The organism is Cryobacterium inferilacus (assembly GCF_019599185.1).
Classification (GTDB): Bacteria; Actinomycetota; Actinomycetes; order Actinomycetales; family Microbacteriaceae; genus Cryobacterium; species Cryobacterium inferilacus.
Window position 1 is genome coordinate 95,683 of the sequence record NZ_JAIEUL010000001.1, and the last position, 13,128, is coordinate 108,810.

General features: G+C 68.6%; 11 protein-coding genes. 2 read left to right on the forward strand and 9 right to left on the reverse strand.

The window, feature by feature from the left end; genetic code table 11:
• Positions 1–66: 66 nt before the first annotated feature.
• Genes gmk through pyrR form a run of 8 tightly spaced genes read right to left on the reverse strand, consistent with a single transcriptional unit; the run spans position 67 to position 9,788 of the window.
• Positions 67–987, reverse strand: coding sequence for a guanylate kinase (gmk, locus tag K2F54_RS00420; protein WP_220603879.1), 921 nt, complete (start codon positions 985–987; stop codon positions 67–69).
• Complete coding sequence (gene pyrF, locus K2F54_RS00425) at positions 980–1,915, reverse strand: orotidine-5'-phosphate decarboxylase (RefSeq protein ID WP_220603880.1); 936 nt, start codon at positions 1,913–1,915, stop codon at positions 980–982. Before pyrF ends, gmk begins: the two co-directional genes overlap by 8 nt.
• Positions 1,912–5,199 carry a carbamoyl-phosphate synthase large subunit gene (carB, locus tag K2F54_RS00430; RefSeq protein ID WP_220603881.1) on the reverse strand — a complete coding sequence of 1,096 codons (3,288 nt, stop codon included), beginning with the start codon at positions 5,197–5,199 and terminating at the stop codon, positions 1,912–1,914. The genes pyrF and carB overlap by 4 nt, the downstream gene beginning before the upstream one ends.
• Positions 5,199–6,368, reverse strand: a complete 1,170-nt coding sequence (carA, locus tag K2F54_RS00435) for a glutamine-hydrolyzing carbamoyl-phosphate synthase small subunit (RefSeq protein WP_308287433.1) — start codon at positions 6,366–6,368, stop codon at positions 5,199–5,201. Before carA ends, carB begins: the two co-directional genes overlap by 1 nt.
• 3 nt (positions 6,369–6,371) lie before the next feature.
• A complete protein-coding gene (locus K2F54_RS00440) occupies positions 6,372–6,965 on the reverse strand; it encodes a PH-like domain-containing protein (protein ID WP_220603882.1) in 594 nt (197 codons plus the stop codon).
• On the reverse strand, positions 6,958–8,295 hold the full coding sequence (locus tag K2F54_RS00445) for a dihydroorotase (RefSeq protein ID WP_220603883.1): 1,338 nt from the start codon (positions 8,293–8,295) through the stop codon (positions 6,958–6,960). Before K2F54_RS00445 ends, K2F54_RS00440 begins: the two co-directional genes overlap by 8 nt.
• On the reverse strand, positions 8,296–9,246 hold the full coding sequence (locus tag K2F54_RS00450; protein ID WP_220603884.1) for an aspartate carbamoyltransferase catalytic subunit: 951 nt from the start codon (positions 9,244–9,246) through the stop codon (positions 8,296–8,298).
• Positions 9,243–9,788 (reverse strand): bifunctional pyr operon transcriptional regulator/uracil phosphoribosyltransferase PyrR, encoded by a 546-nt coding sequence (gene pyrR, locus K2F54_RS00455; RefSeq protein ID WP_220603885.1) that lies wholly within the window; start codon positions 9,786–9,788, stop codon positions 9,243–9,245. The genes K2F54_RS00450 and pyrR overlap by 4 nt, the downstream gene beginning before the upstream one ends.
• Before the next feature lie 393 nt (positions 9,789–10,181).
• Between pyrR and K2F54_RS00460 the strand changes: the two genes are divergently transcribed.
• On the forward strand, positions 10,182–11,648 hold the full coding sequence (locus K2F54_RS00460; RefSeq protein ID WP_220603886.1) for an HNH endonuclease signature motif containing protein: 1,467 nt from the start codon (positions 10,182–10,184) through the stop codon (positions 11,646–11,648).
• A 123-nt stretch (positions 11,649–11,771) separates the two neighbouring features.
• Entirely contained in the window at positions 11,772–11,897 is a 126-nt protein-coding gene (locus tag K2F54_RS18970; RefSeq protein WP_255576538.1) for a hypothetical protein, read from the forward strand.
• Between the two features lie 221 nt (positions 11,898–12,118).
• Here K2F54_RS18970 and K2F54_RS00465 read toward each other — a convergent pair whose 3' ends face one another.
• Positions 12,119–13,051 carry a DUF4190 domain-containing protein gene (locus K2F54_RS00465; RefSeq protein WP_220603887.1) on the reverse strand — a complete coding sequence of 311 codons (933 nt, stop codon included), beginning with the start codon at positions 13,049–13,051 and terminating at the stop codon, positions 12,119–12,121.
• Positions 13,052–13,128 lie beyond the last annotated feature (77 nt).

Consider the following 13,128-nt stretch of genomic DNA (forward strand, 5'->3'; position numbering starts at 1 on the left):
CCGGAAACCGGGCGTTAACCACGATGATGCGCCTATTCGACGCGAGGAATTCAAGTACGGCGGGCGCTACGACGGCGTCGCTGTCTTGCGAATCTGCATCAAGTCTACGACTTCTTCGGCCGCTTCGGCCACGTCGGTGTTCACGACACGGTAATCGAACTCGCCCTGAGCGGCCAATTCGAGCTTGGCGGTCTCCAACCGGCGGGCCTGTTCGGCCGAATCCTCGGTGCCCCGACCGACCAGCCGGCGCACGAGTTCGTCCCAGCTGGGCGGCAGCAGGAAGACCAGACGGGCCTCCGGCATGGCCCGGCGCACGGCACGGGCGCCCTGGATGTCGATCTCGAGCAGCACGCTGTTGCCGCCGGCGATCGCGGCGTCGACCGGGCCGCGCGGAGTGCCGTAGCGGTAGGCGTTGTGCACGGTGGCGTACTCGAGCAACTCGCCAGCGTCGATCATGCGGTCGAACTCGGCGTCGGACACGAAGAAGTAGCTGACCCCCTCCACCTCGCCGGCGCGGGGCGCGCGGGTGGTGGCGGAGACGGACAGGTGCACCTCGGGGTGGTGTTCCCGGATGTAGCCGGCGACAGTGCCCTTGCCGACGGCGGTGGGCCCGGCGAGGACGACAAGTCGGGAGTCCGGCGCCCCACGGCGGGCCGGTGGCCTGGCCGCGAGGAAGTCCCGCAGCCGGTCACGCTGGTGCTTGCCCAGCCCGCCCAGCCGTTTCGACGGCGAGATCTCGAGTCTGGTCATGATGCGTTGCATCTTGGTGACGCCGATCGCCGGGATGCTCACGAGCAGCTCGGTGACCCGCAGCCGGCCCTCGACACCGTTGGGGTCCTTGACGGCGGCCGCGAGCACGTCGAGCGAGGTACGCTCGCCGGCCGCGACCTGAGCCTTCACGGCGGCGCGGGCGCGTCGGGCCGCGACGGCGGCGCGGGACGCGGCCACACGGTCGACGTCGGGTGGGGTAGGGCGATTGTCAGCCACGGGTCGCTCCAGCTTCGGTTACTCGGCGTGCTATCTGATTTGCCAGCTGGTCTGGACCTGCCGACAACACGCTGCGCGATTCACTCACGATAACGCCTTGAGCGTATCCACCAAACAAACTCGTCAGATCGGTGGGATTGGCGCCCTGGTGGCCGAAGCCGGGAGCGAGCACCGGAGTGAGCACGGCGGGCGCCGGCGCGGCGATGTCGATGCCGAAATCACCGAGTGCGAGAGTGGCGCCGAGCACGACGCCGACGGCTCCCAGGCCGGCGGATCCCAGGCCGGCGGCGGCCGGGTCAGCGGCGGCCGCCGCAGCGTTGATCTCGGCGACCTGGCTGAGCACGGCTGCCGCGACGGTCTGGCCGGCCTGCGCTCCCCCGGCCAACACGGCCTGCTGCAGTGCCGCGGCCTCGGGGTTGGACGTGGCGGCGAGCAGGAAGGTGCCCTTGCTGTGCCGTGCGGCCAGCTCGATGGTGCTGGAGAGCGATCCGACACCCATGTAGGGGTTCACGGTGATGGCGTCGACCTCCAGCGGGGAGCCAGGGCTGAGCCAGGCCTGAGCGTATGCGTCCACGCTGGTGCCCAGGTCGCCCCGTTTGACGTCGGCGATGATCAGGAGCCCGGCGGCGCGGGCGTCGGCCAGCACCCGCTCCAGAGCGACGTATCCGGCCGAGCCGAACCTCTCGTAGAACGCGACCTGGGGTTTCACGATGCCCACCAGGCCGGCGGATGCCTCGACCACCCGGCGGCCGAAGTCCTCGGCCCCCCGGGCGGTGTCTGGCAGGTTCCACTCGGTGAGCAGCCAGGAGTGCGGGTCGATTCCGACACAGAGCCGGCCGAAGCGGTCGAACGCGTCCTGGAGGCGTTCGCCGAAGGGAGCGGTTGCCCTGACCGATTCGGCAGTACTGACGGTGCCGGCTGGACTCACAGTGCCGCCGCCCGGGTCGCCGCGTACTCCTGCAGGCTGGTGACCTCGAAACCGGTGCGGATCGAGTCGATGGACGCGACCGCGGCGGAGAGCTCGGCGATGGTCGTGAACAGCGGCAGGTCGCCGGCGACGGCCGCGGCGCGGATCTCGTAACCATCCGCCCTGGCCGTTCGGCCGTTGGGTGTGTTGATCACGATGTGCACCTCCTCGCGGCGGATCAGGTCGACGACGGTGTCCACGGACTCATCGGCCTTTTCGCTGAACTTTGCCACCACTGTGGCCCCGATTCCGTTTCGCTGCAAAACTTCGGCGGTTCCCTCGGTGGCCATGATCGTGTAGCCCAGCTGCGAGAGGCGCAGCATCGGCAGGATCACGGCCCGCTTGTCGCGGTCGGACACCGACACGAACACGGTTCCGGTGAGCGGGATTCCGCCGTAGGCGGCGAGCTGGCTCTTGGCGAAGGCCCGGGGGAAGTCCCGGTCGATGCCCATGACCTCACCGGTGGAGCGCATCTCCGGGCCGAGCACGGAGTCGACGATCAGGCCCTCGTGGGTGCGGAACCGGTTGAACGGCAGCACGGCTTCCTTCACCGCGACCGGCGAGTCCATCGGCACCCGGGAGCCGTCGATCTCGGGCAGCTTTCCTGCCGCCTTGAGCTCGGCGATGGTGGTGCCAACCATGATCAGCGACGCGGCCTTGGCGAGCGTGATGCCGAGGGCCTTGGCGACGAACGGCACCGTGCGGGAAGCCCGCGGGTTGGCTTCGAGCACGTAGAGCACGCCGGCGCCGATGGCGAACTGCACGTTGAGGAGTCCGCGCACGCCGATGCCCTGCGCGATGGCCAGGGTCGCGTCGCGCACCCGGTCGATCTCGGCGCGGCCCAGCGTGACCGGAGGCAGGGTGCAGCTGGAGTCACCGGAGTGCACGCCGGCTTCTTCGATGTGCTCCATGACGCCGCCGATGTACAGCTCGTGGCCGTCGTAGATGGCGTCGACGTCGATCTCGATGGCGTCGTCGAGGAACCGGTCCACCAGCAGCGGGTGCGACGGGCCGATGATGCCCTGGCCCTGCATGCGGGTGAAGTAGTCGGCCAGGGATGCACTGTCGTAGATGATCTCCATGCCGCGGCCGCCGAGCACGTAGCTGGGGCGCACGAGCACCGGGTAGCCGATCTCCTCGGCGACGACGACGGCACCGGCGTAGTCGGTCGCCGTGCCGTTGCGCGGGGCGAGCAGGCCGGCATCGGCCAGGATGCCGCTGAACAGGCCGCGTTCCTCTGCCAGGTCGATGGCGGACGGCGAGGTGCCCAGGATCGGGATGCCGGCGGCCTCGAGGCCCTTGGCCAGGCCGAGGGCGGTCTGACCGCCGAGCTGCACGACGACGCCGACGAGTTCGCCGCTCTGGCTTTCCGCGTGGATGATCTCCAGCACGTCTTCCAGGGTGAGCGGCTCGAAGTAGAGCCGGTCGCTGGTGTCGTAGTCGGTGGAGACCGTCTCCGGGTTGCAGTTGATCATGATCGTCTCGTACCCGGCCTCTGACAGGGCGAACGAGGCGTGCACGCAGGAGTAGTCGAACTCGACGCCCTGGCCGATGCGGTTCGGGCCGGAGCCCAGGATGACGACCTTCCTGCGGTCGGAGGGGATGACCTCGGTCTCCTGGTCGTAGCTCGAGTAGTGGTACGGGGTGAGGGCGGGGAACTCGCCGGCGCAGGTGTCCACGGTCTTGAAGACCGGGCGTACGCCGAGGATGTGCCGGACCTTGCGTACATCAGCTTCGCCGAAGCCGCGCAGCTCGCCGATCTGGGCGTCGGAGAAGCCGTGGTCCTTGGCGGTGCGGAGGATCTCGGTGTCGAGGGTGTCCGAGGCGGCGACGGTGTCGGCGATCTCGTTGATGAGCACGATCTGATCGAGGAACCACGGGTCGATCTTGGTGGCTTCGAAGAGCTGCTCGATGGTGGCGCCCTTGCGGAGCGCCTGCTGCACCGTGACGATGCGGCCGTCTGTGGGCACCTCGGCGACGGCGAGGAGTTCCTCGACGGTGCGGTCCTCTGCACCCCAGTGGAACGAGGAGCCGCGCTTCTCGAGCGAGCGCAGGGCCTTCTGCAGGGCGGAGGCGTAGTTGCGGCCGATGGCCATGGCCTCGCCCACGGACTTCATGGTGGTGGTCAGGCGTGCATCCGCCTTGGGGAACTTCTCGAACGCGAACCGGGGCACCTTGACCACGACGTAGTCGAGCGTGGGTTCGAAGCTGGCCGGGGTGACCTTGGTGATGTCGTTGGGGATCTCGTCGAGCCGGTAGCCGAGGGCGAGCTTCGCCGCGATCTTGGCGATCGGGAAGCCTGTGGCCTTGCTGGCCAGGGCGGACGAGCGGGAGACCCTGGGGTTCATTTCGATCACGATGATGCGGCCGTTGGCCGGGTCGATGGCGAACTGGATGTTGCAGCCGCCGGTGTCGACGCCGACGGCGCGGATGATGTCGATGCCGATGTCGCGCAGCTTCTGGTACTCGCGGTCGGTGAGGGTGAGGGCGGGGGCGACCGTGATGGAGTCCCCGGTGTGCACCCCGACGGGGTCGACGTTCTCGATCGAGCAGACCACCACGGTGTTGTCGGCGGTGTCGCGCATCATCTCGAGCTCGTATTCCTTCCAGCCGAGAATGGACTCCTCCAGGAGCACCTCGGTGGTCGGGCTCTGGTGCAGGCCGTCGCCGACGATGCGGCGGAGCTCGGCTTCGGTGTAGGCGAAGCCTGAGCCCAGGCCGCCCATGGTGAACGACGGGCGCACCACCAGCGGGTAGCCGAGGTCCTCGGCGAAGCCGACGGCCTCTTCCACGGTGTGGGCGATGTAGGACTTGGCCACGTCAGCGCCGGCGTCGAGCACCAACTGCTTGAAGATCTGGCGGTCCTCACCCTTCTGGATGGCCTCGAACTTCGCGCCGATCAGCTCGACGTTGTACTTGGTGAGGATGCCACGCTCGTGCAGGGCGATGGCCGCGTTGAGGGCCGTCTGGCCGCCCAGGGTCGGCAGGATCGCATCCGGACGTTCCTTGGCGATGATCGTTTCGAGGATCTCTGGCGTGATCGGCTCGATGTAGGTCGCGTCGGCGAAGTCCGGGTCGGTCATGATGGTGGCCGGGTTGGAGTTGACCAGGATGACCCTGACGCCCTCTTCGCGGAGAACCCGGCACGCCTGGGTGCCGGAGTAGTCGAACTCGCAGGCCTGGCCGATGACGATCGGACCGGATCCGATGACGAGGACGCTGTTGATATCGTCGCGCTTGGGCATTACTTGGTGTCTCCTGCTCCGGTGGTGGCCGCGTGCGCGAGCACCACATCCCTGAACCTGTCGAAAAGATAGTTGGCGTCGTGCGGGCCAGAGGCCGACTCCGGGTGGTACTGCACCGAGAATGCCGGGATGTCCAGGCACCGGATGCCCTCGACGACGTGGTCGTTGAGGCTGTAGTGGCTCACCTCGACCTTGCCGAAGCCGGTGGAGGACTCGTGCACGCCCTCGATCGGCATGTCCACGGCGAAGCCGTGGTTCTGCGAGGTGATCTCCACCCGGCCGGTGGCCTTGTCGAGCACCGGCTGGTTGATCCCGCGGTGTCCGAACGGCAGCTTGTAGGTGCCGAAGCCGAGGGCCCGGCCAAGCAGCTGGTTGCCGAAGCAGATGCCGAAGTACGGCACCCCTGCCCGCAGCACCTCCTGCAGGAGGGTGACGTGGGCGTCGCTGGCGGCGGGGTCGCCCGGACCGTTCGAGAAGAACAGCGCGGACGGGTTCAGCGAGAGCACGTGCTCCGCGGTGACGGACTGCGGCAGCACGAAGACCTCGAAGCCACGCTCGGCGAGGTAGTTGAGGGTGGAGGTCTTCACGCCGAGGTCGAGCACCGCGACCGAGCCGATCCTCTCGCCCTGGGCGGGGAGGGAGTACGGCTCGACGGTGGAGACGTCGTCGGAGAGGTTGCGGCCGCGCATGCTAGCGCCGCCGCGCACGAGCTCGAGCTGCTCGCTCTCGGAGATGTCGTAGCGCTCACCAGAGAAGATGCCGCTGCGCATGGCGCCGAGCGAGCGGATGTGCCGGGTGATGGCCCGGGTGTCGATGCCGCTGATACCCACGATGTCGTGGGACTCCAGCTCGGAGTCGAGGGTGCGCTGGGAGCGGAAGTTCGACGGCGTCCTGGCGGGTTCGCGCACGACGAAGCCGGCGACCCAGATGCGGGACGATTCCATGTCCTCGTCGTTGGCGCCGGTGTTACCGATGTGCGGGGCGGTCATGAGCACGATCTGGCCGGCGTATGACGGGTCGGTCAGGGTCTCCTGGTAGCCGGTCATGCCGGTGGCGAAGACGATCTCGCCGAGGGTCTGTCCACGGCTTCCGTAGGCACGTCCCACGTAGCGGGTGCCGTCTTCGAGGACGAGCACGGCCGGAGCCGGTGTGGATGTTGGGTAGCTCACGGGCTACACCTCACTTTCTTCGGTGCCGAATTCTGTTGTGCCGGATGCGGTGCCGCCCGACTGGCTCGGGGCGGTCACTGCGAGAGATCTGATGGCCTCGCCGATCGATCGGCGATCGGCGGGGTCACTGAAACGGAAGTAGCTGTCCACGCTGGCCGGGGCGTCCTGTGCCGCGGTGGCGGGCCCGGTGGCCGGGGCGAGCCGCCAGCCGATCAGCATCAGGCCGCCGGGCTCTACGGCCCTGTCGATGGCCCAGGTGGCGTCGGTGACCCGCTCCACGGCATCCGCCGGGATGAACAGCGCGGGCGAGCCAGCCAGTTCGAGCAGCACGCCCGCCGCGGTGACGGTGACGCCGCCGCGGGCGCGGAAGCCGAGGCCGGTGATCGCGAGTCGCTCGAGCGGCTGGTCCCTGGGCGTGGTGGCGACATAGAGGGCGGCTGCCGAGGCGAGTGGCCGGCCGAGGTCGGCCGGCTGCGGGTAGCCGGCGGTCAACGCGGCATCCCGCGCCGTGCGCCTGCGCCAGGAGCGCAGCATCAGCAGGAGCACACCGACCAGCACCACGACGATGATGATCGTGGCGACGGTGCGGCTACTCATGGCTGCCGTTCGTGCGGGCGGCCGCGATCTGCGCGGTGCTCTGCAGCACACCGTCGAGCACGGTGGCGTAGCCGCGGTGGAACGTGGCCAGCACCTGCCCTGGCAGGGTCATCTGCAGGTACGGCGAGTTGACACCCTTGCCGACGAGGTTCTGTCGACCGAACTCGCGGCGCACGTTCGGGTCGTAGAGGGTGAGTTCTGCTGGCGCACCGACGGCGAGGGCCTGGCCCTGGCTCTGGATGCGGCCGATGCGGGCGGGGACCCTGGACAGGACCCGCTCGATGTCGGCCCAGGTGAGGTGTCCGGTCTCGACCAGCGCGGCGTGAGCCACCGACAGGGCGGATTCGAGCCCGACCATGCCGTTCGCGGCGGCGCCCCACTCGCAGTCCTTGGCCTCGACGGGGTGCGGGGCGTGGTCGGTGGCGATGATGTCGATGGTGCCGTCGGCCAGCCCCTGGCGCAGCGCCTCGACGTCTTCGCGGCGGCGCAGCGGCGGGTTGACCTTGTAACGCGCGTCGTAGCCGGCCACCAGGTCCTCGGTGAGCAGCAGGTGGTGCGGGGTGACCTCCGCGGTCACGTTGATGCCGCGGGCCTTGGCCCAGCGCACCACGTCGACGGCTCCGGCTGTGGAGAGGTGGCAGACGTGCAGGCGGGAGCCCACGTGTTCGGCCAGCAGCACGTCGCGGGCGATGATCGACTCCTCGGCCACGGCGGGCCAGCCGGTGAGGCCGAGCTCACCGGAGAGCGCGCCCTCGTTCATCTGGGCGCCAACCGTGAGGCGGGGCTCCTGGGAGTGCTGGGCGACGACTCCGTCGAAGGCCTTGACGTACTCGAGGGCGCGGCGCATCAGCAGCGGGTCGGAGACGCAGAAGCCGTCGTCGGAGAAGACCCGCACGTTGGCGCGGCTGGTGGCCATGGCGCCCAGTTCGGCGAGGCGTTCGCCCGCCAACCCCACGGTGACGGCACCGATCGGCTGAACGGTGACGTAGCCGGCACTCTCCCCCAGGGCGAGCACCTGCTCGACGACCCCGGCGGTGTCCTGCACCGGCGAGGTGTTGGCCATGGCGAACACCGTGGTGAACCCGCCGATCGCGGCCGCCTGGCTGCCGGTGAGCACGGTCTCGCTCTGCTCATAGCCCGGTTCGCGCAGGTGCGTGTGCAGGTCGACCAGGCCGGGCAGGGCGATCAGGCCGGCCGCGTCGATCACGGTGGCTCCGACATCCGTGAGCCCCGTGCCCATGTCGGTGATGCGGCCGTCGCCGAGGAGGAGGTCGGAGGTGGTGCCGTCGCTGAGCTGGGCTCCGCGGATGAGAAAGCGTTCGGTCGACATTCAGTGGTCCTCTCGGTCGCCGGAAAGCAACAGGTACAACGCCGCCATTCGGACGGAGACCCCGTTCGCGACCTGTTCGCGCACGGTGGACCGGTCAGAGTCGGCTGCGGCGGAGGAAATCTCCAGGCCGCGATTCATCGGTCCGGGGTGCATGACAATGCTATGCGACGACAGCCGGGCGAAACGCTCATCGTCCAGGCCCCAGCGCCGGGAGTACTCCCGGCTGTTGGGGAAGAATGCGGCGTTCATCCGCTCGGCCTGGATGCGCAGCATCATCACGACGTCCGGGCCGGAGTCGATGGCCGTGTCGAGGTCGTATCCGATCGTGGCCGGCCAGCCGGAGGTGTCGGAGGGCAGCAGTGTGGGCGGAGCGATGAGGGTGACGTGCGCGCCCAGGGTGTGGAGCAGCCAGAGGTTGGAACGGGCGACCCTGGAGTGCAGGATGTCGCCGACGATGGTGACCGTGACGCCGTCCAGGTCTCGGCCACGGGAGGCCGCGCCGTGCAGGCGGCGGCGAATCGTGAAGGCGTCGAGCAGGGCCTGGGTGGGGTGTTCGTGGGTGCCGTCGCCGGCGTTGATGATGCCGGCGTCGATCCAGCCGCTACCGGCGAGGACCTGCGGGGCGCCGGAGGCGGGGTGGCGGATGACGACGCCGTCGGCGCCCATTGCGGCGAGGGTCTGCGCGGTGTCTTTCAGGCTCTCGCCCTTGGAGACGCTGGAGCCCTTGGCGCTGAAGTTGATCACGTCGGCGCTGAGGCGCTTCGCGGCGGCTTCGAACGAGATCCGGGTGCGGGTGGAGTCCTCGAAGAAGAGGTTGACCACGGTCTTGCCGCGCAGGGTTGGAAGCTTCTTGACCTCGCGATTGGCGACATCCGCCATGTCTTCGGCGATGTCGAGCAGGGTGATGGCCTCGTCGCGGCTGAGCGCCTTGGTGGTGAGCAGGTGCCTCACGATTCGGTCCCTCCCTCGATGCTGACGAACTCGTCACCGTCGACCTCGATGACGTGCACGTTGATGCGTTCGTGGCTGGCGCTGGGCAGGTTCTTGCCCACAAAGTCGGCCCGGATCGGCAGCTCGCGGTGGCCGCGGTCGACCAGAACGGCCAGGCGCACGACGCTGGGGCGGCCGTGGTCGCCGAGCGCGTCGAGCGCCGAGCGGATGGTGCGGCCCGAGTAGAGCACGTCGTCGACGAGCACCACGGTGGCACCGTCGATGCTGCCGGGCACCTGGGTGGGCGCGGGGGTGCGGGTGCGGGTGTGCGCGAGGTCGTCGCGGTACATCGTCACGTCGAGGGAGCCGACGCGCACGGCGGCGGAGTCCGGCTCGATGCGCTGGATGATGTCGGCGATGCGCTGGGCGAGGGCCACTCCCCTGGTGGGAATGCCCAGGATCACCAGGTTCGCGCTTCCTCGATTGGACTCCAGGATCTCGTGTGAGATCCGAGTCAACGCTCGGGTGATGTCAGCCTGGGTGAGCACGGTGCGCTCTGTCAAACCAACCTCCTTTCCCGTCTCACAGGACGGCGCTTAAAGTAGGTCACGGTACCCCTGAACCCTACCATCCCCGATGAGCCTGCCCGTTCGGCGAATCGTGCGCGGGAGCCGTGAAAAGTCTCGTCTTTCGGGGCTTTTTCGTTGCAGACGGATGGCTGCCGCCGGGGGGCGTTCCAGCCGAGCGTCAATGTCGGTGGTAGCTGAGATGATCTCAGTATGAGTAGCCCAGACCAGGCACCACCGCCAGTTCCGGATGATGACGACTACTCTCCGGAACCCGTTCCACCCGGATCCACCCCCGAAAACCCGACCGAGCCCGCGCAAGCAGCATCTGCCCCACCCGACCCGGTGCTGTCCGAACCTGCGCCACCCGACCCGGTGCATGAACGATATGTGCCCGACCCGACGATGGACGAGCTGGTGCGCACGGAGTTGGTGCGGCGCACCGAGTTGATCGCGGCCGAGCACCGGGCCATCGCCCAAGCGCAAGCTCGGCAGGCCGAACGGCTGGTCGAGCTGCAGCTCTGGAGCGAGGACCCCCAGGTGGCGTCCCGGCTGCAGGGCAACCTGGAAGCCATTCACCTGGCCGACCGGAACGCCGCCACGCTCACCGCGTGTCAGGCCCGGGCGGTCGCGTTCGGCCGGTGGGAGGACCGGGAGGTCGCGAGGCGCACGATCGTGAGCGAGACGGCGTGCTTGCTGAATCTGCACGAACGCACCGTGGAGCGTCTGCTGGACGAGTCGCTCTGGCTGTACTCCACCCCGGCGACGTTCGAAGCTTTGACGGCCGGGGAGATCAGTTACCCGCACGCCAAAGCGTTGATCGATCAGATGCGCACCCTGCCCGACGAGCACCAGGCCGCGTTCGAGGAAGCTCTGCTGCCGCACGCGAAAACCCTGCCGGTGGGCCGGTTCACCAACCGGGCCCACCGGCTGCGGGAGAGACAGCACCCGGAGTCGATCGTGACCCGCACGACGAACGCCCTCGCCGACCGGCACACCCGGTGGGAACCCGCCGCCGACGGCATGGGCTGGTTGCACTGGTACGGCACCGCTCACGACACCAAATCCGCCTTCGATCGCATCGATACGACCGCGAAGGCCTTGAAACCGCACGGCGACGCAGGCGCGGGCTCAGCGGCAGAGCGAGCCGAGGCCGAGCAGCAGCGCAAGCGCGGCCTCGCCCAGCTCCGGGCGGACATCACCCGGGCCCTGCTGCTGGACGGTGTCACCCCCGACGGCCTCGGTGCCGGCATCCGCGGCACGGTGATGATCACGGTGCCGGTGCTCACGCTGCTGGGCCAGAGCGATGAACCGGCCACCTTAGAGGGGTACGGGCCGATCTCACCGGAGACCGCCAGGGAGATCGCCGCCGGCGCACCCAGCTTCACCCGGCTGCTCACCCACCCGGAAACCGGCGTGGTGCTTTCCCTGGGCAAGACCCAGTACAAGAACACCAAAGCCATGAAGAAATGGCTGCGGATGCGCGATGAGACCTGCCGGTTCCCCGGCTGCAACCGGCCGGCGGTGAAATCCGACGTGGATCACACCAACGACTGGGCCAACGGCGGAAAAACCGACTGCGACAACCTCGCCCACCTCTGCGAAGCCCACCACCGGCTCAAACACCTCTCCCAGTGGCAGGTCGTGCAGGAGCCGGGCGGGGTGCTGCTCTGGACCTCACCCGGCAAGCGCAGCTACCGCACCGACCCCGCCAACCCGGTCGCACCACCACGACCCAGACCCCCGGTGGTGACGCCCAAGAAACGCAAACGACCGGCCACGGCGAGCTACCTGATGGCCGAACACCAGCCGACGCGTCGTCCGTCACCCCCGGTGCCCGAGAATCCGCCGTTCTGATGCCCGCAGGGCCGCTGCGCCTCGCCAAACCCTGTCGCCGCGACTAGCCTGAACCGCAAATCAGTCACGTGTGAACGACAGGCACCGTGAACCTCCGGTGCCTGGCGCGAAGAAGGTGAGGCAATGAGCCCTGCCCAGTCAGGACCAGACACACCGGGCACCCACCAGCAGAACCGACGGGAACACACCGAGGTCGAGGCGACCTCCCGCTCAGAGCGCAGGGCGCCGTCGCCCGTCGAGTCGGATTAAACATCGGCTTCGCTGGCACAGGAGTCGCCCTCGTTCCCCGTGCGAGCCTCTCCTCGGTCACCGCACGGGCCGACATTGAACTCGTCGCCGAGAGCCGGTGGTGGTTCCGACCGGCCGGACCGATCGGCCACGCCACCTTCGCCTACCGGGGCACCGCGTACATCGCCGGATGGGAGATCGATCCGGTCACCGGAGCCTGGGACCTGGAAGTCGGATCCGGGTCAGGTCGCCGAGCCGAGGATGAACTCGGTGAGCGCCACGTTGTCGTTGATCGCACCGGGGTACGGGCTGCCGTCAACGAGCAGGGTCGGGGTGCCCTGGATCGCCGGGATCTCGGCGCCGTCGATCGGACCGGTGAGCGCATCCTGGGTGTTCTGCTGCGACCAGGCCAGGTACTCGCCGTCGTTCACACAGTCGGCAATGGACGCGCCACCGGTCGACAGCGCAACCAACTCGTCATCCGACAGGCCCGTTGTGCCTTCGACCGGCTGGTCAGCGAACAGTGCGGCCAGGTAGTCCAGGGTCGACTCCGGGTTGATCGCGGCCTCGCAGGTGAGCGCGGCCGAGGCGCGGGACGAGTACTCGGATCCCTGCGACGCGTTGTCAAGAAAGGTGAGGGAGTGCACGCGCAGCGTGATCACGTCGTCGTCGACCAGCGCGGCCAACGTGTAGCCATTCGCGTCATCGAACTGGCCGCAATACGGGCACATCGGGTCGATGTACAGGTCAACGACGGTGCGTCCGGTGCCCACCTGCAGGTAGCCCTCGTCGAGGTGGGCCGCGCCGATCTGCCCGGACACCATCGCGGGCGGTGTCACCGACCCGGTGGTGTTCGCGACCGTGGCGAGGAACGAGGCGATGGTCGCCGCGAAGAGGATGGCGAGAGTCACCGCGACCGCCGTGGCCGCGATGCCCAGGTAGCCGAGAACGAGGCCCGCGATGGCCAGACCCTTGCCGTTCTCGCCGGTGCGCTTGATCTGGGCCATCGCGAGATGCCCGGTGATCACCGCAGCGATGGCGCAGAAGAACCCGGTGACCAGGGACACGATCGCGAGGGTATTGGTGCGCGGTACGACCGGACCGCCCTGCGGGTAGGGCGCCGGCTGAGTGGGTGGCAGGTATCCGGTGCCGGTGCCGTGGCTGTCTGCAGTCATGTTCTCCCCCTCAGTCGTGCCGTCCGGCTGCACAGGCAAACCGGACGGCACTCGACGTGCGCGTTACTCGTGCTGGC